This window comes from Streptomyces spororaveus, from assembly GCF_016755875.1.
Taxonomy (GTDB): Bacteria; Actinomycetota; Actinomycetes; order Streptomycetales; family Streptomycetaceae; genus Streptomyces; species Streptomyces spororaveus.
The window spans coordinates 5,708,403-5,730,519 of the sequence record NZ_BNED01000005.1; the positions used below are offsets into that span (position 1 = coordinate 5,708,403).

The following is a 22,117-nucleotide window of genomic DNA, read 5'->3' on the forward strand; positions in this document are numbered from 1 at the left end:
CAACGGACCACAGCTGGAGGTGTGCGCGATGCTCAGCGAACGCAGACTCGAAGTGCTGCGCGCCATCGTCCAGGACTACGTCGGGACGGAGGAGCCGGTCGGCTCCAAGGCGCTCACGGAGCGGCACCGGCTCGGCGTCTCGCCCGCCACCGTGCGCAACGACATGGCCGTGCTGGAGGAGGAGGGCTACATCGCCCAGCCCCACACCAGTGCCGGCCGGATCCCCACCGACAAGGGCTACCGCCTCTTCGTCGACAAGCTGGCGGGGGTCAAACCGCTGTCGTCGCCCGAGCGCCGGGCCATCCAGAACTTCCTCGACGGCGCCGTGGACCTCGACGACGTCGTCGGCCGTACGGTGCGGCTGCTCGCGCAGCTCACCCGGCAGGTCGCCGTCGTCCAGTACCCGAGCCTGACCCGCTCGACCGTCCGGCACGTGGAGCTGCTCTCGCTCGCTCCCGCGCGCCTGATGCTCGTACTGATCACGGACACCGGACGGGTCGAGCAGCGGCTCATCGACTGCCCGAGCCCCTTCGGCGAGACGTCCCTCGCCGATCTGCGGGCCCGGCTCAACAGCCGGGTCGTCGGGCGGCGCTTCACCGATGTGCCGCCGCTCGTCCAGGACCTCCCCGAATCCTTCGAGGCCGAGGACCGCGGCACGGTCTCCACGGTGCTCGCGACACTCCTCGAAACCCTGGTCGAGGAAGCCGAAGAGCGGCTGATGATCGGCGGCACCGCCAATCTCACCCGCTTCGGACACGATTTTCCCCTGACGATCAGGCCGGTGCTCGAAGCGCTGGAGGAGCAGGTCGTGCTCCTCAAGCTGCTGGGCGAGGCCAACGAGTCGGGAATGGCCGTACGGATCGGGCATGAGAACGCCTACGAGGGACTGAACTCCACGTCGGTCGTCTCGGTCGGTTACGGTTTGGGCGGCGAAGCAGTCGCCAAACTCGGCGTGGTCGGACCGACCCGCATGGACTACCCCGGAACGATGGGAGCGGTACGCGCAGTGGCACGTTACGTCGGACAGATCCTGGCGGAGTCGTAAGTGGCCACGGACTACTACGCCGTTCTCGGCGTGCGCCGCGACGCATCGCAGGACGAGATCAAGAAGGCCTTCCGGCGCCTCGCGCGTGAACTCCACCCGGATGTGAATCCGGACCCGAAGACGCAGGAGCGCTTCAAGGAGATCAACGCGGCCTACGAGGTGCTCTCGGACCCGCAGAAGAAGCAGGTCTACGACCTCGGCGGCGACCCGCTGTCCTCCTCGGGCGGCGGTGGCGGAGCGGGCGGCTTCGGAGCGGGCGGCTTCGGCAACTTCTCCGACATCATGGACGCCTTCTTCGGCCAGGCCTCGCAGCGCGGCCCGCGCTCGCGGACCCGGCGCGGCCAGGACGCGATGATCCGTCTCGACCTGGAGCTGGACGAGGCGGCCTTCGGGACCACCAAGGACATCCAGGTCGACACGGCCGTCGTCTGCAACACCTGCTCCGGTGAGGGCGCCGCTCCCGGCACCTCGGCGCAGACGTGTGACATGTGCCGCGGCCGCGGTGAGGTCTCGCAGGTCACCCGGTCCTTCCTGGGCCAGGTCATGACCTCGCGCCCCTGCCCGCAGTGCCAGGGCTTCGGCACCGTGGTCCCGACCCCGTGCCACGAGTGCGCGGGCGACGGCCGGGTCCGCTCCCGCCGCAGCCTCACGGTCAAGATCCCGGCGGGTGTCGAGAACGGCACCCGGATCCAGCTCGCGGGCGAGGGCGAGGTCGGCCCCGGCGGCGGCCCCGCCGGCGACCTGTACGTGGAGATCCACGAGCTGGCGCACCCGACCTTCCAGCGGCGCGGGGACGACTTGCACTGCACGGTCACCATCCCGATGACGGCGGCCGCGCTGGGCACCAAGTGCCCGCTGGAGACGCTGGACGGGCTGGAGGAGATCGACATCCGGCCCGGCACCGGGTCCGGCCAGGCGATCCCGCTGCACGGCCGGGGCGTCACCCACCTGCGCGGTGGCGGACGCGGCGACCTGATCGTGCACGTCGAGGTCACCACCCCGGGCAAGCTGGACGCCCAGCAGGAGGACCTGCTCCGCCAGCTGGCGAAGCTGCGCGGCGAGGAGCGGCCGATGGGCCAGTTCGCGCCGGGTCAGCAGGGTCTGTTCAGCCGGCTGAAGGACGCGTTCAACGGCCGCTGACCGACCCGTACGCACTGTCACGAGCCCGGCCCGGGGATTCCCCGGGCCGGGCTCGTCGCATGGTCCGGCGGCGGCCCGCAGGCCGGTCGGGAAGCGGACTATGCCAGGCGAATGCGATGATTCGGCCCCCCGCGCGGGACGTGGCACGATGCAGTCCATGTCCTCCGCGCCGAACGGTCTCTCCCCGTACCCGATCGTGCAGGCTCCCATGGCGGGCGGCGCCTCCTGTCCCGCCCTCGCCGCCGCCGTGTGCGAGGCGGGCGGGCTGGGCTTCCTGGCCGGCGGCTACAAGACCGCCGACGGGATGTACCAGGAGATCAAGCAGGTGCGCGCGCTGACCCGGCGCCGTTTCGGCGTCAACCTCTTCATGCCGCAGACCGGTTACGTCGATCCGGCCGCCGTGGAGGCCTACCGGGGGCAGCTGGCCGGCGAGGCGAGCTGGTACGCGATCTCGCTGGCCGAGGAGGACATCATCGGCACCAGCGACGACGGCTACGACGCCAAACTCGCCATCCTCCTCGAAGACCCGGTCCCGGTGGTCTCGTTCACCTTCGGCTGTCCCGCCTTCGCGGCCCTCGCCGCTCTGCGCAAGGCCGGTACGTACACCGTCGTCACGGTGACCTCCGCCGAGGAGGCCCGCAGCGCCCAGCACGCGGGCGCCGACGCGGTCTGCGTGCAGGGCACCGAGGCCGGCGGTCACCAGGGCACCCACCGGGACGACCCGCAGATCGACGGCACGGCGGCCGTGGGCCTGCTCGCGCTGGTCGCGCAGGTACGGGAGGCCGTGGCGCTCCCGATCATCGCGGCGGGCGGCGTCATGCGGGGCGCGCAGATCGCGGCCCTGCTGGCGGCCGGCGCGGAGTCGGCGCAGCTCGGGACGGCCTTCCTGGCCTGCCCGGAGTCCGGCGCGGACCCGGTGCACAAGAAGGCGCTGACGGACCCGCTGTTCGTCCGCACCGAGCTGACCCGGGCCTTCTCCGGGCGGCCGGCGCGCGGGCTGGTGAACCGCTTCATGCGCGAGCACGGGCCGTACGCCCCGGCCGCGTACCCGCAGGTCCACCACCTGACCTCGGGGCTGCGCAAAGCCGCCGCCGCGGCCGGGGACCCGCAGGGCATGGCCCTGTGGGCGGGCCAGGGGCACCGGCTGGCGCGGCCGCTGCCGGCGGGGGAACTGGTGGAGGTGCTGGCGGCCGAACTGGCCGAGGCACAGAGCACGTTGAAGGCAATGCAGATGAGGAGTGCGTCATGACCGCCCCGGTGTTCGTGGTGGAAGAGGTCCCCGCGGGACCGGAGTTCGTCCTGGACGGCGCGGAGGGCCGGCACGCCGTCTCCGTGAAACGGCTGAACCCGGGTGAGGACGTGGTCCTCACGGACGGGCGCGGCCACTGGTCGGAGGGCGTGGTCAAGGCCGCCGAGGGCAAGGACCGGCTGGTCGTCATGGACCTGAACGCCATCGAGGAGGAGCCGGAGCCGGAGGTCCGGATCACGGTGGTCCAGGCCCTTCCCAAGGGGGACCGGGGCGAGCTGGCCGTCGAGACGATGACCGAGACCGGCGTGGACGCGATCGTGCCCTGGCAGGCCTCGCGCTGCATCACGCAGTGGCGCGGCGACCGCGGGGCCAAGTCCCTGGCCAAGTGGCGGGCCACGGCCCGGGAGGCGGGCAAGCAGTCCCGCCGGGTGCGCTTCCCGGAGGTGGCCGAGGCCGTGTCGACCAAGCAGGTGGCGGCGCTGCTGGCCGGCGCCGACCTGGCGATGGTGCTCCACGAGGACCGGGACACCCCCTCAGAGGCGCTGGCCACGGCCGAGCTCCCGAAGGCCGGTTCCGTGGTGCTCGTGGTCGGCCCGGAGGGCGGTGTCTCCCCGGAGGAGCTGGCGGTCTTCGCCGAGGCCGGCGCCCACCCCTACCGCCTGGGCCGCTCCGTGCTGCGCACCTCCACGGCCGGGACGGCCGCGGTCGCCGTCCTGCTGGCCCGTACCGGCCGCTGGTCCTGACGGCCCGCGCCGGTCCCGACGGTCCGGTCCCGACGGTCCGGTCCCGACGGTCCGCTCCGGCTCCCGGTCCGGTCGGGCCCGGCCCCGGTCTCGGCCCGACGGGCCGAAATGCCCGCCCGTGGCAGCCGCCCGGCTGGATACGATGCCCGGACCGATCACCGTCACAGGAGGCGAAGCAATGGCCGGGGAACCGCAGGCCGACTGCCTGTTCTGCAAGATCGTCGAGGGTGCCGTCCCGGCGACCGTGGTCCGGGAGACCGAGACCACCGTTGCCTTCCGGGACATCAACCCGCAGGCGCCCACGCACGTGCTCGTCATCCCCAAGGTGCACTACCCCGACGCGGCCTCCCTCGCGGCCGCCGAGCCGGGTGTCGCCGCCGACATACTGCGTGAGGCCGCCCAGGTCGCCGCCGACGAGAAGATCGACGACCACGGCTACCGGATCGTCTTCAACACCGGCTCCGGAGCCGGACAGACCGTCTGGCACGCCCACGCGCACGTCCTCGGCGGCCGCGGCCTCCAGTGGCCCCCCGGATAGCACGTGTCCGTACGAGAGTTCGTGGTGCTGGGCACGGCCAGCCAGGTGCCCACCCGCCACCGCAACCACAACGGCTACCTGCTGCGCTGGGACGGCGAGGGCATCCTCTTCGACCCGGGCGAGGGCACCCAGCGCCAGATGCTGCGCGCCGGGGTCGCCGCGCACGACATCAACCGGATCTGCATCACCCACTTCCACGGTGACCACAGCCTCGGCCTCGCCGGGGTGATCCAGCGGATCAACCTCGACCAGGTCCCGCACCCCGTCACCGCGCACTACCCGGCCTCGGGGCAGAAGTTCTTCGACCGGCTGCGCTACGCCACGGCCTACCGCGAGACCGTCCCGCTCCGCGAGGAGCCGGTGGCGGCGGACGGCGTGCTCGCGCAGGGGTCCTCGTACGTCCTGGAGGCCCGGCTGCTCTCGCACCCGGTGGAGTCCTTCGGCTACCGGATCACCGAACCCGACGGGCGCCGCATGGTGCCCGAGCTGCTCGCGCGGCACGGGATCAAGGGGCCGGACGTGGGCCGGATCCAGCGTGAGGGGCGGCTCGGCGCGGTCACCCTGGACGAGGTCAGCGAGCCCAGGCCCGGACAGCGGTTCGCGTTCGTCATGGACACCCGGCTCTGCCCCGGCGTGGACGCGCTCGCCGAGGGCTGCGACATGCTGGTGATCGAGTCGACCTTCCTCGACGAGGACGAACGGCTGGCCACCGACCACGGGCACATGACCGCCGGCCAGGCGGCCCGGGTGGCGCGGGACGCGGGCGTACGGCACCTGGTGCTGACGCACTTCTCGCAGCGCTACACCGATCCGGCCGCGTTCGAGCGCCAGGCCCGCGCGGCCGGCTTCGAGGGCGAGCTCACGGTGGCCGCGGACCTGCTGCGGGTGCCCCTGCCCAAGCGGGGCTGACGGTGGTCCCGGGCCCCGCCGGGGCCCGGACCGGGCCCGGGCCCGCCGAGTGGTCCGTGGGACGAAGGGCCGTTCCGCAGTGATCTGCGCCACACTGGGTTTTGGTCCCGCCCGGTGTGGGCAGGGCTGGCAGCTTTCCACGGGAAACCGTCATGCAGGAACGGGCCTTCGAGAAACAACGGGGAGATCGCCGTGACCGGTCGGGACTACGAAATCCGCGCAGCCGCAGTCGACCCGCTCGGTCCGCTGCGTGACCCCGAGGAACCCGGCTGCGACGTCTTCCTGACCGGAACGGTCTTCCTCGACATCATCTTCACGGGCCTCGACTCGGCCCCGGTACGCGGTACGGAGTCCTGGGCGCGCGGCATGGGCTCCAGCCCCGGCGGCGTCGCCAACATGGCCACCGCCCTGGCCCGGCTCGGCCTGCGCACCTCGCTGGCCGCCGCCTTCGGGGACGACCACTACGGCGAGTACTGCTGGGATGCCCTCGAACAGGGCGAGGGCATCGACCTCTCCATGTCGCACACCATCCCCGGCTGGCACAGCCCCGTCACCGTGTCGATGGCCTACGAGGGCGAGCGCACGATGGTCTCGCACGGCCACGAGGCCCCTCCGCCGGCGGGACCCGGGCCCTTCCCGCAGTGCCCGCCGCGGGCCCGCGCGGCCGTGGCCGCGCTGGGACCCGGCCGCGGCGAGGAGTGGATCGGCGAGGCCGCCCGCAGCGGCTCGCGGGTCTTCGCGGACGTGGGATGGGACGAGAGCGGACGGTGGGACCTGGGGGCCCTGGCCGACCTGGAGCACTGCGAGGCCTTCCTGCCGAACGCGGGCGAGGCGATGCGCTACACCCGCACCGACTGCCCGAGAGCCGCGGCCCGGGCGCTGGCCGAGAAGGTGCCGATCGCGGTGGTGACCATGGGCGCGGAGGGCTCGTACGCCGTGGACGGGCGCACCGGGGAGACCGCGCACGTCCCCGGGATCACGGTGGACGAGCTGGACCCGACGGGCGCCGGCGACGTCTACGTGGCGGGCTTCGTGACCGGCACCCTGGCGGGCTGGCCGCTCGCGGACCGCCTCGCCTTCGCCGGACTGACGGCGGCCCTGTCGGTGCAGGAGTTCGGCGGCTCCCTGTCGGCCCCCGGCTGGCCGGAGGTGGCCCACTGGTGGCGGACCGCCCCGCAGGAGCTGCGCGGCCGCTACGGCTTCCTGGACGACCTGATCCCGCAGGCCGGGGCCCCGGCGGCCCGGCGCAGGGCCGTACCGACGATCGGCTTCCGGTACCCGGCCTAGGCCGGGTCCGCAAAGTAGCGCCGGCCGCCCGATGGGCGGGCCACGCGGCGTCTGGCGCCGTGCATCGCAAGGCGGAGGGCCGTCCGTGTACTGGCCGTACTCGGACGTGCCCGACAACGCAGCGAGGTGCGGTGCCAGGCGTCGCGTGGCAGGTGGGACTTTGCGGACCCGGCCTAGGGTGTGCCCGGCGGCGATCCCGCGGTAAAACCTCTCGGGGAAGCAGCGGCGGAGACGTACGCTTGGTACTCCGGAGGTCGTCGATCGGCGCGGCCCCTCAGCGGGAGGTATGCGCAGGCCACAGTGCCGGCCCATGACTCAGACACCGACAGCCCACATCCCTGCGCCGGGGCAGGCGCGAGCCCACTTCACCGTTCCGTCCACACACCCGATGGTGACCGTGCTCGGCTCGGGCGACGCCCTGTTGCGCGTGATCGAGAAGGCCTTCCCGAAGGCCGACATCCATGTTCGGGGCAATCAGGTCAGCGCGATCGGTGCGACGGCGGAAGTCGCCCTGATCCAGCGGCTTTTCGACGAGATGATGCTGGTGCTCCGCACCGGGCAGCCGATGACGGAGGACGCAGTGGAACGCTCGATCGCCATGCTCAAGGCGAGCGGCAACGGCAACGGTGACGGACCTGCCGAGACGCCCGCCGAGGTGCTCACCCAGAACATCCTCTCCAGCCGCGGCCGCACCATCCGCCCCAAGACCCTCAACCAGAAGCGGTACGTCGACGCGATCGACAAGAACACGATCGTCTTCGGCATCGGCCCCGCCGGTACCGGCAAGACCTACCTCGCCATGGCCAAGGCCGTCCAGGCCCTCCAGTCCAAGCAGGTCAGCCGGATCATCCTGACCCGGCCCGCCGTCGAGGCGGGGGAGCGGCTCGGCTTCCTGCCGGGCACCCTCTTCGACAAGATCGACCCGTACCTGCGCCCGCTCTACGACGCGCTGCACGACATGATCGACCCCGACTCGATCCCGCGCCTGATGGCCGCGGGCACGATCGAGGTGGCTCCCCTGGCGTACATGCGCGGACGCACCCTGAACGAGGCGTTCGTCGTCCTCGACGAGGCGCAGAACACGACCACCGAGCAGATGAAGATGTTCCTGACCCGGCTCGGCTTCGACTCGAAGATCGTGATCACCGGTGACGTCACCCAGGTCGACCTGCCGGGTGGCGCCAGGAGCGGTCTGCGCCAGGTGCAGGACATCCTGGAAGGGGTCCCGGACATCCACTTCTCGCGGCTCACGTCCGAGGATGTCGTCCGGCACAAGCTGGTCGGCCGTATCGTCGACGCGTACGAGAAGTACGACGACAGCCAGCAGGCCGGCGCGAACGGCCACCAGCGGAAGTAGAACCCAGCGCACCATGTCGATCGACGTCAACAACGAGTCCGGAACCGAGGTCGACGAGCAGGCGATCCTCGACATCGCCCGCTACGCGCTCACCCGGATGCGGATCCACCCGCTCTCCGAGCTCTCCGTCATCGTCATCGACGAGGACGCCATGGAGCAGCTCCACATCCAGTGGATGGATCTGCCCGGCCCGACCGACGTCATGTCCTTCCCGATGGACGAGCTCCGTCCGCCGACCAAGGACGACGAGGAGCCCCCGCAGGGGCTCCTCGGCGACATCGTGCTCTGCCCCGAGGTCGCCAAGAGGCAGGGCGAGGACGCCCCGACGCAGCACTCCATGGACGAGGAGCTCCAGCTCCTGACCGTCCACGGAGTGCTGCACCTGCTCGGTTACGACCACGAGGAACCGGACGAGAAGGCCGAGATGTTCGGCCTCCAGGCGGCCATCGTCGACGGCTGGCGCGGTGAGCGCGGCATGACCGGTCCGTCCCCGGCTCCGACCGTCTCGTGAACGCCCCCCAGCTGATCACCGGTGCGGTGCTGCTCGTGGTCGTGGCCTGGTTCGCGGCCTGCGCCGAGTCCGGCATCGCCCGCATCTCCAGTTTCCGCGCCGAGCAGGCCGTACGGGAGGGCCGGCGCGGGAGCGAGAAGCTCGCACAGGTCGCCGGCGACCCCACGCGCTACCTCAACGTGGCCCTGCTCGTCCGGGTCACCTGCGAGATGGCGGCCGGGGTGCTCGTCACCTATGTCTGCCTCGACGAGTTCGGCGAGAACTGGACCGCGCTGCTGGTGGCCATCGCCGTCATGGTGCTCGTCTCCTTCGTCGCCGTGGGCGTCTCCCCGCGCACGATCGGCCGCCAGCACCCGCTGAACACGGCGACGGCGGCCGCGTACGTCCTCGTACCGCTGGCCCGGATCATGGGGCCGATCCCGCAGCTGCTGATCCTCATCGGCAACGCGCTCACCCCCGGGAAGGGATTCCGCAAGGGGCCCTTCGCCTCGGAGGCGGAGCTGCGCGCGATGGTGGACCTCGCGGAGCGGGAATCACTCATCGAGGACGACGAGCGCCGCATGGTGCACCAGGTCTTCGAGCTGGGCGACACGCTGGTGCGCGAGGTGATGGTGCCGCGCACCGACCTCGTCTGCATCGAGCGGTACAAGACGGTCCGTCAGGCGACCACGCTGGCGCTGCGGTCCGGCTTCTCCCGCATCCCGGTGACCGGGGAGAACGAGGACGACATAGTCGGGATCGTCTACCTGAAGGACCTGGTCCGCAAGACGCACATCAGCCGGGAGGCCGAGGCCGACCTGGTCTCGACCGCGATGCGGCCGGCCGTCTTCGTGCCGGACACCAAGAACGCGGGCGACCTGCTGCGCGAGATGCAGCAGGTGCGCAACCACGTGGCCGTCGTCATCGACGAGTACGGCGGCACGGCCGGCATCGTCACCATCGAGGACATCCTCGAAGAGATCGTCGGCGAGATCACCGATGAGTACGACCGCGAGCTCCCGCCGGTCGAGGACCTCGGCGAGGACCGCTACCGGGTCACCGCGCGGCTGGACATCACCGACCTCGGTGAGCTGTTCAAGGTCGAGGCCTTCGACGACGAGGACGTGGAGACGGTGGGCGGCCTGCTGGCCAAGGCGCTGGGGCGGGTACCGATCGCCGGCGCCTCCTCGGTGGTGGAACTGCCGGACGGGCGTCCGCTGCGGCTGACGGCCGAGTCCCCGGCGGGCCGGCGGAACAAGATCGTGACGGTCCTGGTGGAGCCGGTGGCCGCGGCGGAGGCCGCGGGGGAGGAGGGCGAGTGACCCCGGAGCAGCTGCGCGCGTTCTGTCTGGACTTCAACGCGGCGGTGGAGGAGTTCCCCTTCACGCCCGAGACCTCGGTGTTCAAGGTACTGGGCAAGGTGTTCGCGCTGTCGGCGCTGGACGGGGAGCCGCTCAAGGTCAACCTCAAGTGCGATCCGGAGCTGGCGGTGCGGCTGCGCGAGGAGCACGCGGCGATCGTGCCGGGCTACCACATGAACAAGCGGCACTGGAACACGGTGACGGTGGGCGGGCCCGGCGGCCTGCCGGACCGGCTGGTGCGGGAGCTGGTGGAGGACTCGTACGACCTGGTGGTCGCGGGCCTGCCGAAGGCCGAACGGCTGCGGCTGGACCGGCCGTAGCGGTGCCCTCGGCCTGGCGGTGGGGTGGTCGTGCGGGGGCGCGGGGCGGCTCCCTATGCTTTCGACCATGACCGACACCACCGGGATCGACCCCGAAGACAGCAAGATCATCACGCTGGCGCGCAGCGCGCGGGCCCGTAACGAGGTGCCCGAGGGGGCGGCGGTGCGGGACGAGACGGGCCGCACGTACGTCGCCGGGACGGTGGCGCTGGACTCCCTGAAGCTGAGCGCCCTGCAGACCGCGGTCGCGATGGCCGTGGCGAGCGGGGCGCGGTCCCTGGAGGCGGCGGCCGTCGTCAGCACGGCCGACGCCCCGGCCGACGCCGACCGCGCGGCCGTCCGCGACCTCGGCGGCCCGGAGACCCCGGTCCTGCTGGCGGCCCCGGACGGCACCCTGAAGTCCACCACTCCGGCGGGCCAGTAGCCTCCCGGCGGGACCAACCGTTTTCAGCCTCGCCGGGCCCGGCTGAGTTTGGCCCAGCCGGGATCGGCGGCGTCGGCGAGGCTACTGGACCAGGAGCGGGCCGGCCGGCCGAGGCCGCCGGCGGATCGTCATCGCCATGAGCGCGGCCACCGCGCACAGCGCGCCCGACGCGTACCACACGGTGTCGTACGAGCCGGTGAGGTCGCGGGTCAAGCCGCCCAGGAAGGCCACCGCCGCCGCGCCGACCTGGTGCGAAGCGAGGACCCAGCCGAAGACGATCGCGCCGTCCTCCCCGTAGTGCTCGCGGCACAGGGCGATCGTCGGCGGGACGGTCGCGACCCAGTCCAGGCCGTAGAAGACGATGAAGAAGACCAGCGGCGGCCGCACCGACGGCGCCAGCAGGATCGGCAGGAAGAGCAGCGAGACCCCGCGCAGGGCGTAGTAGACGGCCAGCAGCCGCCGGGAGTCGAAGCGGTCGGTGAACCAGCCCGACGCTACCGTGCCGATCACGTCGAACACGCCGACCACCGCCAGTAGCCCGGCGGCCGCCGTCACCGGCATGCCGTGGTCGTGCGCGGCGGGCACGAAGTGGGTCTTGACCAGGCCGTTGGTCGAGGCGCCGCAGATCGCGAAGGTGCCCGCCAGCAGCCAGAAGGGCCCGGTCCGGGCGGCGCCGACGAGTACCCGCAGCGCGCGCCGGGTGGCGCCCGGCGTCGGGGCCGGCTTCTCGACGTACGTGCCGCCGTACGGCGCGAGTCCCACGTCCGCCGGGTGGTCGCGCATCAGCAGCCACACGAAGGGAGCGACGGACAGGGCGGCCAGGGAGACCGTCACCGTCGCGGGGCGCCAGCCGTGGTGGTCCACCAGCCAGGCCAGCAGCGGCAGGAAGACCAGCTGGCCGGAGGCCCCGGCCGCGGTCAGGACGCCGGTGACCAGGCCGCGCCGGGCGGTGAACCAGCGGTTCGTCACCGTCGCCGCGAAGGCCAGGGCCATCGAGCCGCTGCCCAGCCCCACGAGGACGCCCCAGAACAGTACGAGCTGCCAGGGCTCCGTCATCCACACCGTGGCCAGCGAGCCCGAGGCGATGACGAGCAGGGCCAGGGCCACGACCCGGCGGATGCCGAAGCGGTCCATCAGGGCGGCGGCGAAGGGCGCGGTGAGCCCGTACAGCGCGAGGTTGACGGAGACGGCGAGGCCGATGGTGCCGCGCGACCAGTCGAACTCCGCGTGCAGCGGCTCGATGAGCAGTCCGGGCAGGGACGCGAAGCCGGCCGCGCCGATGATCGTCACGAAGGCGACGGCGGCGACGAACCAGGCACGGTGGATGCGGGCGGACGGTCCGGGGCCGGGCGGGGCGGCCGTGGAGGCCGGGGCTGTCTGGGTCACGCCGACAGCTTCCGGCCACCGGGGGACCGTACGAAAGTGGCTTGACTGTCATGCTTCGCTACGATCGGGCCATGGAGTCGCTGAAGCCGGAGCAGAAGGCCCATCGCGTCGTCGTCCTCGCCCTCGCCGGGCTGCTGCCCTTCGAGCTCGGCATCCCGCACCGGATCTTCGGGCGGGCCAAGGACCCGGCCGGGCGGCCGCTGTACGAGATCCTCACGTGCGGGCTCGCCCCGGGGCCGGTGGGCACGGACGCCGACTTCGCGATCCACGTCGAGCACGGTCCGGAGCTGCTGGCCACCGCCGACACGGTGGTGGTGCCGGCCTCGTACGAGCTGGGTCCGGCGTACGAGGAGGGCCGGCTGACCGGCGAGCTCGCGGCGGCCCTCGCCCACATCCGGCCCGGCACCCGGCTCGTCTCCATCTGCACGGGCGGCTACGTGCTCGCCGCCGCGGGCTACCTGGACGGGCGCCCCGCCACCACCCACTGGGCCTCCGCCGAGCACTTCCAGCGGCTCTTCCCGGCCGTCCGGGTCGACCCGGACGTGCTCTACACCGACGACGGGGACGTGCTGACCTCGGCCGGAGTCGCCGCCGGCATCGACCTGTGCTTGCACATCGTGCGCCGCGACCACGGCGTGGCCGTCGCCAACGAGGTGGCCCGGCGGACCGTCGTACCGCCCCACCGGGAGGGCGGGCAGGCGCAGTTCGTCGCGCGCCCGATGCCGGAGCCGCAGCTCGCCACCACCACCGCGGCCCGCGCATGGGTGCTGGACCGGCTGCACGAACCGCTCCGGCTGACCGATCTGGCCCGGCAGGAGGCCATGTCGGTACGGACCTTCACGCGCCGGTTCCGTGAGGAGTCGGGCGTCAGCCCCGGCCAGTGGATCGTCGGCCGGCGGGTGGAGCTGGCCCGCAGGCTGCTGGAGCAGACGGAGCTGCCGATGGAGCAGGTGGCGCGGGACAGCGGCTTCGGCACCGCCCAGTCGCTGCGCAAGCACGTGCAGGCGGCGCTGGGGGTGAGCCCGACCGCCTACCGCCGCACCTTCCGGGCGGCGGGCGGGACCGGCCCGGCGGACAACCTGCCATGTTCTGATGGGCCATCAGTTGATGCCGGACCCGTGCATTGACTTCTCCCGCCCCCCACCTGTGAATGGCCCCCTGCGCCGGGCTCGGGCGCGCGGGAACCCAGGGGGCGGGCAGTGCGAACAGCGGCGCGGAAGCGGAGATGGCCGGCGGCCGTGGGAATGGCCGTGCTGGCGGCCAGGACCGGGGGCGCGCTCGGCGCACCCGCCGCGGCCGAAGGGGAGACGCTCCCCGGCCGGGTGGACTTCCCGACCCACTGCCCGGCGCCCCAGGAGGCCGGGCTGCCGCCCGCGGACGGGCCGACCACCGCGCGGATCGCCGTCGACAACCCGGCCCCGCAGGTCGGCGACACCGTCACCGTCACCTACCAGGTGCTCCGCACGCCCGCCGTCAACCCGGTCGGCGGTGAACTCCCCGCCGACTCCCTGACCCCCACCGGCCGGATCCTGCTGGCGGGCGCCCAGAGCGGTGAGGTCACCGTGGTCGGGGCCAAGCGCAACGACCCCGTCCCGGCGGGCGCGGCCCTTCCCGCCGTCACGATGACCGGCACCTTCACGGTCACCGCGCCCGGCGAGACCACGCTCGCCCCGGGCGGCTACACCCTGCACACCAGCCACGGGCTGGACCTCGACACCACCTGCACCGCCGACGCCGGGTCCGCCGCCCCCGTCTCCGCCCGCCTGACCGCGACCGCGCTGCCGACGGCCAACCTGCGCAGCGTGTTCCTCGGCGCGGCCCAGGGCAGGCCGGGCGCCAGGGTCAAGGTCACCGCCGCCGGCTTCCCGCCGGGCGCGGCCGTCACCGTGGCCGGGCGGGCCGGCGCGGCCGAGACCGCCGACCGGGCGAGCGCCACCGCCGACGGCCTGGGTACGGCCCTGGTCGAGCTGCCGGTCACGGACAGGGCCACCACCGCGGTGATCGCCTACGAGGGCGCCGCCTGGTCGGCGCGCCAGGGCTCGGGCCCGGCCGCGTACACGGTCGTCGACGCCGCTCCGCCGCCGTCCTCCGGTACGCAGAAGGTCACCGCCACCGTCGAGCCGGGCGTCCTGGGCATGACCCAGACGGGCGAGGACATCACCCTGGGCGCCGTGTCCTACGGCGACGGCGGCGCGGCCCCGGGCCGGATCGGGACGGTGACCGTCACCGACGCCCGCGGCGGACCGGCCGGCTGGTCCCTGATCGGCAAGGTCACCGACTTCACCGGACCCGGCGGGATCCGCATCCCGGGCGCCTCCCTGTCCTGGACCCCGAGGTGCGTGGCGGCCGAGGGCAGCCGGAGCACCTGTACGCCGGGCAGTGCGGGCGTCGTCGGTCCGGAAGGCGCGCTCCTGGCCTCCGCCCCGGACGCCCCGCTGGTCGGCGGCACCTTCACGATCGACGCCACGGTGACCCTGCGGGTGCCGCCGTACACCCCGCCGGGCGCGTACACGGCGGTCCTGACCCTGACCCTGTCATGACGCCTGGCGGGGCCGCATCCGTCCGGCGTTTGAGGACCGGGTCCGGGCGGAGCCCGGGGAACGGTGGAAGGGCGGGCAGAGGACGGCTCCGCGCAGCGCTCGCCTTCGCCGGGGCGACCTTGCCGATCGTCGTCGGGCTCAGCGGAACGGCCGGAGCGTCGGACAACGGGCCGTGGTCCGTGCTGCCCGTCGCGAACACCGTCGGGCAGCGGCCCTGCTTCTACCTCGCCGCCGAGCCCGGCCAGTCCGTCGCCGACGCCGTCACCCTCACCAACCGCGGTGACCGCCCCCGCACCTTCCGCCTCTACGCCGCCGACGCCTACAACACCGCCCGCGACGGCGGCTTCGCCCTGCGGGGACCCGACGAGCCGCGGCTGGCCACCGCCGCGTGGGCGAAGCTCGACCGGGAACGGGTCACCGTGGCGGCCCGCGCGTCGGTCGCCGTCGGCTTCACCGTGACCGTCCCCGAACGGGCGGAGCCGGGGGACCATCCCGGCGCCGTCGTGGCCCTGGAGGAACGGCCCGCCGCCGCGGCCGGCACCGGCCGGGGGATCGGCGTACAGCAGGCCGTCGCCGCCCGGCTGTACCTGCGGGTGACCGGCCCCACCGCCCCCGCCCTCGCCGTCCGCGGGGTCACCGTGAAACGGCGCGGCTCCGGCGCGGACATCTCGTACACGCTCCACAACACCGGCAACGTCACCCTCCACCCCCGGGCCACCCTCACCGCCACCGGCGCCCTCGGCCGCCCCCTCCTCGCCCGCGAGGCCGGCGGGCTGCCCGCCGAACTGCTGCCGGGTCAGGAAGTACGGCTCAGCGCCCGTTGGGAGGGCGCGCCCAGAGCGGAATGGGCCGAGGTCACCGTTCGCGCCCGGGCCGACGGAACCACAGCTCAGGGCCGTGCGGGCCATGCCGAGTACCCCGCGCTGACGGCTGTTCCGGCCCTCGCCGCCGTGATCTGGTCGGCGCTGGGAGCCGCATCGGGGAGAATGGCCCGTATGAGCGATCGTTCCCCCGAGTCCACCGCCCCGCACCGTGCGGGGTTCGCCTGCTTCGTCGGCCGCCCCAACGCGGGGAAGTCGACCCTCACCAACGCACTCGTGGGCACCAAGGTCGCGATCACCTCCAACCGGCCGCAGACCACCCGCCACACCGTTCGCGGCATCGTGCACCGCCCCGACGCCCAGCTCGTCCTCGTCGACACGCCGGGCCTGCACAAGCCGCGCACCCTGCTCGGCGAGCGCCTCAACGACGTCGTACGGACCACCTGGGCCGAGGTCGACGTCATCGGCTTCTGCCTGCCGGCCGACCAGAAGCTCGGCCCCGGCGACAAGTTCATCGCCAAGGAGCTGGCGGGGATCAAGAAGACCCCCAAGATCGCCATCATCACCAAGACCGACCTGGTCGAGTCCAAGCAGCTGGCCGAGCAGCTCCTGGCCGTGCACCAGCTCGGCGCCGAGCTCGGCTTCGAGTGGGCCGAGATCGTTCCGGTCTCGGCGGTCGGCGACACCCAGGTCCAGCTGCTGGCGGACCTGATCGCGCCGCTGCTGCCCGAGAGCCCGCCGCTGTACCCGGAGGGCGACCTCACCGACGAGCCCGAGATGGTCATGGTCGCGGAGCTGATCCGCGAGGCCGCGCTGGAAGGCGTACGGGACGAGCTCCCGCACTCCATCGCCGTGGTCGTCGAGGAGATGATCCCGCGCGAGAACCGTCCGGCGGACCGCCCGCTGCTCGACATCCACGCCAACGTCTACATCGAGCGGCCGAGCCAGAAGGGCATCATCATCGGCCCGAAGGGCTCCCGCCTGAAGGAGGTCGGGATGAAGTCGCGCAAGCACATCGAGGCGCTGCTCGGCACCCCGGTCTTCCTCGACCTGCACGTGAAGGTCGCCAAGGACTGGCAGCGGGACCCCAAGCAGCTGCGCAAGCTCGGCTTCTGACGCACGGCACAGCACGACGCGCCGACACCGGCACACGCACGGACGCGGCCCCCGATCGGGGGCCGCGTCCGGCTGTCTGTCCGTCCGTGCGTCCGCCTATGCGGGCCGACGCACCCGCACCACGTTGTCCGTACGGGTTCCGGGCGTGCCGTCGGGCTGGTTCTGGACCCGCTCGGTCTCCTCGGCCCGCAGCACCTCCCAGTCCGCCGTGACCGGCTCCAGCTGCGCGAGGACCTCCTCGGGCGTGGGGAAGTGCGCCTCCTCCCGCTCCTCCTGCCACGGCGCCCAGCCCGCGTGGCCGACCACCAGCAGGGTGCCGCCGGGGGCCACCGCCGAGGCCGCCGCGCGCAGGACGGCGTCCCGGGGGAAGTCGCCGTAGTTGTGCAGGAAGCACGCCGAGACGAGGTCGAACTCCCCCTGCGGGAAGGTCTCCGTCAGATCGTGCCGCGCGAAGGACACGCGGTCCGCGACCCCGGCCTGCGCCGCGTGCTCGGCCGCCCGGCCGAGGGCGACCCCGGAGATGTCGGTCCCGGTGACCGTCCACCCGCGGCGGGCCAGCCAGACGGCGTCGGCACCCTCCCCGCACCCCAGGTCCAGGGCCCGGCCCGGGGCGAGGGCGGACACCTCGTGCACGAGCATGGCGTTGGGCTCGCCGCTCCAGATGCGGTGGCTCTCCCCGTAGCGGCCGTCCCAGAACTCCTCGCCCGCCTCCGTCCCGGGAGCGGGGTGGTGGTGGGCGTGCGTGCCGGTGTGCGCGTGCTCGGTCATGGGTCCCTCTTCCAGTACGGGTGCCGGTACGGCCGATGCTGCGCCCGCCCCACGACCTACGGCAAACTTTGTTGCCGACCCGGCAAAGAGGAATCCGACGGCGTCAGAACCGCGCGTGCCCGCCCCGCTCCGCCCCGGCAGGTTCGAGCGCCCGGTCGGGCCCGGCTCCTGCCCGGCGGGCTTCCCACAGCCGCGTGAGTCGGCGGATCACTCCGCGGGTTCGGCGATCAGGGCCGTGGCCACCCGGCGGAAGCCGATGCGGGCGTAGACGCGCGCCACGTCCTCGTCGCCCGCCGAGAGGAAGACCGTACGGGCCCCGCGCGCCCGGGCCTCGGCGACGAGCGCGGCCGTCACCGCGAGGGCCAGGCCCTGGCGGCGGGCCGACGGAAGGGTGCCGACGCCCACGACCTCCACGACGTCCCCGACCGGGTTGTACAGGCCCGAGCAGAGCACCACACCGTCCCGTACGGCCGCGGCCATGGCCGCGGTGCCCGCAGCCAGCTTGGCGGACACCCGGGCGCGGCCCTCCTCGGCCGACGGCTGCGTCATCGCCGCCGCCAGTTCCGCGGGGCCGGCCTCGCCGATCGCCGTTCCCGGGGCCGCGAAGGCCAGGGCCGGTACGGTCACCGCGGCGGTCAGGAACGGGTCGTCGGACCCGAGCAGCCGGACCTCCGGGTGCGGGGGAAGGGCTTCGGCCGCGGGGTCCAGCACCATCAGGGGGTGCGCGTGGACATGGAGCCCCGCGGCCTCCACGGCAGCCCGCAGCGAGGGGCTGGTTTCGGCCACCCACTCGAAGGCCTCCGGCACCTTCAGCTCCCGCTGGCGCTCCCGTACCCGCCGCACGTCGGCCGGGGTCGCCGCGGACCCGCCGAGCGCGGGCCGCGCGTAGTACGGCCAGCCCGCGCCCTCCTGGACGAACAGGGTCAGCGGCCCGAAGTCCTCGCCGCGGGCCCCGCCCACCCGCGGCACCGTGTCGTAGTAGCGCTCCAGCTCGGACAGCGTTGAATCGATCATGTGGTCGGTCATCCGGTCATCCAAACAAAGCGGCGCTGCCGGGGCACCTTCTTTCCGGGCCGCTCAGGCCTGGTCGGGCGCCTTCCGTCAGGCGCCTTCCCTCAGGCGCCTTCCTTCAGTACGCGCGAGATCAGTGCCCGCTGGGACTCCGACAGGTTCGGCTCCGCGCAGGCCACCGTGCGGCCGTCCACCGTGATCCGGTAGGAGAAGCCGTCCCGTACCCGGTCCGCCGGGTCGCCCGGCGGAGCGGGCCGCAGCGCGAGCTGGGCCAGGGCCCGCCACTCGTCCTCGTCCGGCCGGCCCGCGGTGTCCACCTCGGCCCGGCGCTCGATGCCCGCGAAGCCGCCCGTCCGTATCACCTGAATGCGCATGGGAGCCGTCTACCCCGCGAGCGGGACACCCACCGCGGACCACGCCTTCTGGAGCGCCTGGTGCTCCGCGCCGCCGTGCCCGTACCGGGTCACGGCCGCCGCCGTCGAGAGCCGCGCGAAGTCCGCGAAGTCCGCGTTCTCGGCGAGGTCGCCGCCGGTCAGGGTGTCGTACCAGATCTGTCCGGCCCGCTCCCAGGCCTTGCCGCCCAGCTCGGTCGCCACGACGTAGAAGGCGTGGTTGGGGATGCCCGAGTTGATGTGGACCCCGCCGTTGTCGCTGTGGGTGGTCACGTAGCCGTCCATGGTGGCCGGCTGCGGGTCCTTGCCGAGCTCGTCGTCGTCGTACGCGGTCCCCGGCGCCTTCATCGAGCGCAGCGCGACCCCGGTGACGTTCGGGCCGAGCAGCCCGGCCCCGATCAGCCAGTCGGCCTCCTCGGCCGTCTGCTCCAGCGAGTACTGCTTGATCAGCGAGCCGAAGACGTCGGACATCGACTCGTTCAGGGCCCCGGACTGGCCGTGGTAGGTCAGGTTCGCCGTGTACTGGGTGACCCCGTGGGTCAGCTCGTGCCCGATGACGTCCACGGAGACCGTGAAGTCGAGGAAGAGGTCGCCGTCCCCGTCCCCGAAGACCATCTGCTGGCCGTCCCAGAAGGCGTTGTTGTAGTCCTCGCTGTAATGGACGGTGGCGTCCAGGGCGAGACCGGCGTCATCGATGGAGCGCCGCCCGAAGCCCTTCAGGAACAGTTCGTAGGTGGCGCCGAGCCCGGCGTAGGCGCGGTTGACGGTGGCGTCCTTGCTCAGCGGGTCGCCCTCGCCCCGGACCTTCTTCCCGGGCAGCCGGGTGCGGTGCTGCGCGTCGTAGACGGTCCGGTCCGGATCGTCGGAGGCCGGTGCGGCGAGGGCGGGGACGATTCCCCGGACGGCGGTGACCCGCCGCCGGGTGCGCAGCAGGGAGTCGCGTTCCAGGGTGCGCTGGGCGAGGTCGGCGCGGCGGGAGTCCTCGGACCGGGCGGCCTTGTCGAGGAGGTGCGGCGGTACGACGGTGCAGAAGACGGGGTGATGGCGGTGTGCGTGGGAGGCATCCATGCCCGGCAATGTGGCAGTGGGTCATGACGCTGTCACTACCTGCGACCATGATTCATTCGCTTGTCTGAAAGCGGCGGCGCCGGATTGACGGAATGACCGGACCCGGATGGAGCAAACGAGGCTTGGCTCACATTTGGTGCAAATCGGACCCTCGGGTCTTGCATACTGAAACAGGTCCTCGCGATACGGCGCGGCTCGGCTAGGCTCGGCCCATCATGCGTTTCGGGCTGCTTCTCCTTAGCTGCCGCGGCGAGGGTCTGTAGTCGTAGGCCGACCCCCTCCCCGCGGAGTTTGGTGTTGCGGTTTTCACTACCGCCGTCGGCCGTCCCAGCGAACTACACGCGGACACGCGAGGAGCCCAACGCCATGAGCCAGCAGCCTTTTGTCGGTCGCCCCACGCCCATCACGAACGCGACCCACTCCCAGAAGCCCTCCGGGATGCCGATCCACAAGTACGGCTCCTACGAGCAGGTGGACATCCCGGACCGCACCTGGCCGGACGCCCGCGTCACCAAGGCCCCCCGCTGGCTCTCCACCGACCTGCGCGACGGCAACCAGTCGCTGATCGACCCGATGACCCCCGCCCGCAAGCGCGAGATGTTCGACCTGCTGGTGCGCATGGGCTACAAGGAGATCGAGGTCGGCTTCCCCTCCTCCGGCGAGACCGACTTCGCCTTCGTGCGCTCCATCATCGAAGAGGGCGCGGTCCCGGACGACGTCACCATCTCCGTACTGACCCAGGCCCGCGAGGACCTGATCGAGCGGACCGTGGAATCCCTGGTCGGCGCCAAGCGCGCCACCGTCCACCTGTACAACGCGACCGCCCCGACCTTCCGCCGGGTCGTCTTCCGCGGCTCCAAGGAGCAGATCAAGCAGATCGCCGTCGACGGCACCCGCCTGGTCATGGAGTACGCCGAGAAGCTGCTGGGTCCCGAGACCACCTTCGGCTACCAGTACAGCCCGGAGATCTTCACCGACACCGAGCTGGACTTCGCCCTGGAGGTCTGCGAGGCCGTCTGTGACGTCTGGCAGCCGGCCGAGGGCCGCGAGATCATCCTGAACCTGCCCGCCACTGTGGAGCGTTCCACGCCGTCCACGCACGCGGACCGCTTCGAGTGGATGGCCCGCAACCTGACCCGCCGCGAGCACATCTGCATCTCCGTGCACCCGCACAACGACCGCGGCACCGCCGTCGCCGCCGCCGAACTGGCCCTGATGGCCGGCGCCGACCGCATCGAGGGCTGCCTGTTCGGGCAGGGCGAGCGCACCGGCAACGTCGACCTGATCACCCTGGGCATGAACCTGTTCTCCCAGGGCATCGACCCGCAGATCGACTTCTCGCAGATCGACGAGATCCGTCGCACCAGCGAGTACTGCAACCAGATGGAGGTCCACCCGCGCCACCCCTACGCGGGCGACCTCGTCTACACCGCCTTCTCCGGCTCCCACCAGGACGCCATCAAGAAGGGCTTCGACGCCATGGAGGCCGACGCGGCCGCCGCCGGCAAGACCGTCGACGACATCGAGTGGGCGGTCCCGTACCTGCCGATCGACCCGAAGGACGTCGGCCGCTCCTACGAGGCGGTCATCCGGGTCAACTCGCAGTCCGGCAAGGGCGGCATCGCGTACGTCCTGAAGAACGACCACAAGCTGGACCTGCCGCGCCGCATGCAGATCGAGTTCTCCCGGATCATCCAGGCCAAGACCGACTCCGAGGGCGGAGAGGTCACGCCGAAGGCGATCTGGTCGGTCTTCGAGGACGAGTACCTGCCCAACCCGGAGAACCCGTGGGGCCGCATCCAGCTGCGCTCCGGTTCGACGGCCACCGACAAGGACGGCACGGACACGCTGACCGTCGAGGCGGTCGTGGACGGTGTGGAGACGGTCCTGAACGGCACCGGCAACGGTCCGATCTCGGCCTTCTTCGACGCGCTGGCCGGCATCGGCGTCGACGCCCGCCTGCTGGACTACTCCGAGCACACCATGAGCGAGGGCGCCTCCGCCGTGGCCGCCTCGTACATCGAGTGCGCGATCGAGGGCCGTGTCCTGTGGGGCATCGGCATCGACGCCAACACCACCCGCGCCTCCCTGAAGGCGGTCATCTCCGCCGTCAACCGCGCGGGCCGCTGATCCCCCGTACGTGAACCCCGCC

General features: G+C 72.5%; 21 protein-coding genes. 16 read left to right on the forward strand and 5 right to left on the reverse strand.

The window, feature by feature from the left end; translation table 11 throughout:
• Positions 1-28 precede the first annotated feature (28 nt).
• The 12 genes from hrcA (at position 29) to Sspor_RS28205 (ending at position 10,863) form a co-directional block, all read left to right on the forward strand.
• Positions 29-1,045, forward strand: coding sequence for a heat-inducible transcriptional repressor HrcA (hrcA, locus tag Sspor_RS28150; protein ID WP_202201608.1), 1,017 nt, complete (start codon positions 29-31; stop codon positions 1,043-1,045).
• Positions 1,046-2,185 carry a molecular chaperone DnaJ gene (dnaJ, locus tag Sspor_RS28155; protein ID WP_030010180.1) on the forward strand — a complete coding sequence of 380 codons (1,140 nt, stop codon included), beginning with the start codon at positions 1,046-1,048 and terminating at the stop codon, positions 2,183-2,185.
• A gap of 157 nt (positions 2,186-2,342) precedes the next feature.
• Positions 2,343-3,434 carry a nitronate monooxygenase gene (locus tag Sspor_RS28160; RefSeq protein ID WP_202201609.1) on the forward strand — a complete coding sequence of 364 codons (1,092 nt, stop codon included), beginning with the start codon at positions 2,343-2,345 and terminating at the stop codon, positions 3,432-3,434.
• Positions 3,431-4,177 carry a 16S rRNA (uracil(1498)-N(3))-methyltransferase gene (locus tag Sspor_RS28165; RefSeq protein ID WP_202201610.1) on the forward strand — a complete coding sequence of 249 codons (747 nt, stop codon included), beginning with the start codon at positions 3,431-3,433 and terminating at the stop codon, positions 4,175-4,177. Before Sspor_RS28160 ends, Sspor_RS28165 begins: the two co-directional genes overlap by 4 nt.
• A gap of 178 nt (positions 4,178-4,355) precedes the next feature.
• On the forward strand, positions 4,356-4,715 hold the full coding sequence (locus tag Sspor_RS28170; protein WP_030027777.1) for a histidine triad nucleotide-binding protein: 360 nt from the start codon (positions 4,356-4,358) through the stop codon (positions 4,713-4,715).
• Between the two features lie 3 nt (positions 4,716-4,718).
• Complete coding sequence (locus tag Sspor_RS28175) at positions 4,719-5,624, forward strand: ribonuclease Z (RefSeq protein ID WP_202201611.1); 906 nt, start codon at positions 4,719-4,721, stop codon at positions 5,622-5,624.
• Between the two features lie 186 nt (positions 5,625-5,810).
• Positions 5,811-6,911: a carbohydrate kinase family protein gene (locus Sspor_RS28180; protein WP_373318910.1), complete on the forward strand. Its 1,101-nt coding sequence runs from the start codon at positions 5,811-5,813 to the stop codon at positions 6,909-6,911.
• A 310-nt stretch (positions 6,912-7,221) separates the two neighbouring features.
• Positions 7,222-8,268 (forward strand): PhoH family protein, encoded by a 1,047-nt coding sequence (locus tag Sspor_RS28185; RefSeq protein ID WP_202201612.1) that lies wholly within the window; start codon positions 7,222-7,224, stop codon positions 8,266-8,268.
• 13 nt (positions 8,269-8,281) lie between these two features.
• Complete coding sequence (gene ybeY, locus Sspor_RS28190; protein ID WP_202201613.1) at positions 8,282-8,779, forward strand: rRNA maturation RNase YbeY; 498 nt, start codon at positions 8,282-8,284, stop codon at positions 8,777-8,779.
• The gene (locus Sspor_RS28195; protein ID WP_202201614.1) at positions 8,776-10,080 is read left to right on the forward strand and encodes a hemolysin family protein; all 1,305 of its coding nucleotides are present in this window, start codon (positions 8,776-8,778) and stop codon (positions 10,078-10,080) included. The genes ybeY and Sspor_RS28195 overlap by 4 nt, the downstream gene beginning before the upstream one ends.
• Positions 10,077-10,439 carry an MmcQ/YjbR family DNA-binding protein gene (locus tag Sspor_RS28200; RefSeq protein ID WP_202201615.1) on the forward strand — a complete coding sequence of 121 codons (363 nt, stop codon included), beginning with the start codon at positions 10,077-10,079 and terminating at the stop codon, positions 10,437-10,439. Before Sspor_RS28195 ends, Sspor_RS28200 begins: the two co-directional genes overlap by 4 nt.
• A gap of 67 nt (positions 10,440-10,506) precedes the next feature.
• Positions 10,507-10,863, forward strand: a complete 357-nt coding sequence (locus tag Sspor_RS28205) for a cytidine deaminase-like protein (protein ID WP_202201616.1) — start codon at positions 10,507-10,509, stop codon at positions 10,861-10,863.
• An 81-nt stretch (positions 10,864-10,944) separates the two neighbouring features.
• Here the strand turns inward: Sspor_RS28205 and Sspor_RS28210 are convergent, their stop codons facing one another.
• Complete coding sequence (locus Sspor_RS28210) at positions 10,945-12,249, reverse strand: MFS transporter (RefSeq protein WP_202201617.1); 1,305 nt, start codon at positions 12,247-12,249, stop codon at positions 10,945-10,947.
• A 71-nt stretch (positions 12,250-12,320) separates the two neighbouring features.
• Between Sspor_RS28210 and Sspor_RS28215 the strand changes: the two genes are divergently transcribed.
• The 3 genes from Sspor_RS28215 (at position 12,321) to era (ending at position 16,726) form a co-directional block, all read left to right on the forward strand.
• Entirely contained in the window at positions 12,321-13,376 is a 1,056-nt protein-coding gene (locus Sspor_RS28215; protein WP_202201618.1) for a GlxA family transcriptional regulator, read from the forward strand.
• Between the two features lie 117 nt (positions 13,377-13,493).
• The gene (locus tag Sspor_RS28220) at positions 13,494-14,789 is read left to right on the forward strand and encodes a beta-xylosidase (RefSeq protein WP_202203911.1); all 1,296 of its coding nucleotides are present in this window, start codon (positions 13,494-13,496) and stop codon (positions 14,787-14,789) included.
• Positions 14,790-15,775: 986 nt separating this feature from the next.
• On the forward strand, positions 15,776-16,726 hold the full coding sequence (era, locus tag Sspor_RS28225) for a GTPase Era (RefSeq protein WP_030384631.1): 951 nt from the start codon (positions 15,776-15,778) through the stop codon (positions 16,724-16,726).
• Positions 16,727-16,822: 96 nt separating this feature from the next.
• Here the strand turns inward: era and Sspor_RS28230 are convergent, their stop codons facing one another.
• The 4 genes from Sspor_RS28230 to Sspor_RS28245 form a co-directional block, all read right to left on the reverse strand.
• The gene (locus Sspor_RS28230) at positions 16,823-17,494 is read right to left on the reverse strand and encodes an SAM-dependent methyltransferase (protein ID WP_202201619.1); all 672 of its coding nucleotides are present in this window, start codon (positions 17,492-17,494) and stop codon (positions 16,823-16,825) included.
• A gap of 207 nt (positions 17,495-17,701) precedes the next feature.
• Positions 17,702-18,520, reverse strand: a complete 819-nt coding sequence (locus tag Sspor_RS28235) for a GNAT family N-acetyltransferase (RefSeq protein ID WP_237404058.1) — start codon at positions 18,518-18,520, stop codon at positions 17,702-17,704.
• 89 nt (positions 18,521-18,609) lie between these two features.
• Positions 18,610-18,879, reverse strand: a complete 270-nt coding sequence (locus Sspor_RS28240) for a protealysin inhibitor emfourin (RefSeq protein WP_202201620.1) — start codon at positions 18,877-18,879, stop codon at positions 18,610-18,612.
• 9 nt (positions 18,880-18,888) lie between these two features.
• Entirely contained in the window at positions 18,889-19,965 is a 1,077-nt protein-coding gene (locus Sspor_RS28245) for a M4 family metallopeptidase (RefSeq protein WP_202201621.1), read from the reverse strand.
• Positions 19,966-20,331: 366 nt separating this feature from the next.
• Between Sspor_RS28245 and leuA the strand changes: the two genes are divergently transcribed.
• Positions 20,332-22,095 (forward strand): 2-isopropylmalate synthase, encoded by a 1,764-nt coding sequence (leuA, locus tag Sspor_RS28250; protein ID WP_202201622.1) that lies wholly within the window; start codon positions 20,332-20,334, stop codon positions 22,093-22,095.
• Positions 22,096-22,117 lie beyond the last annotated feature (22 nt).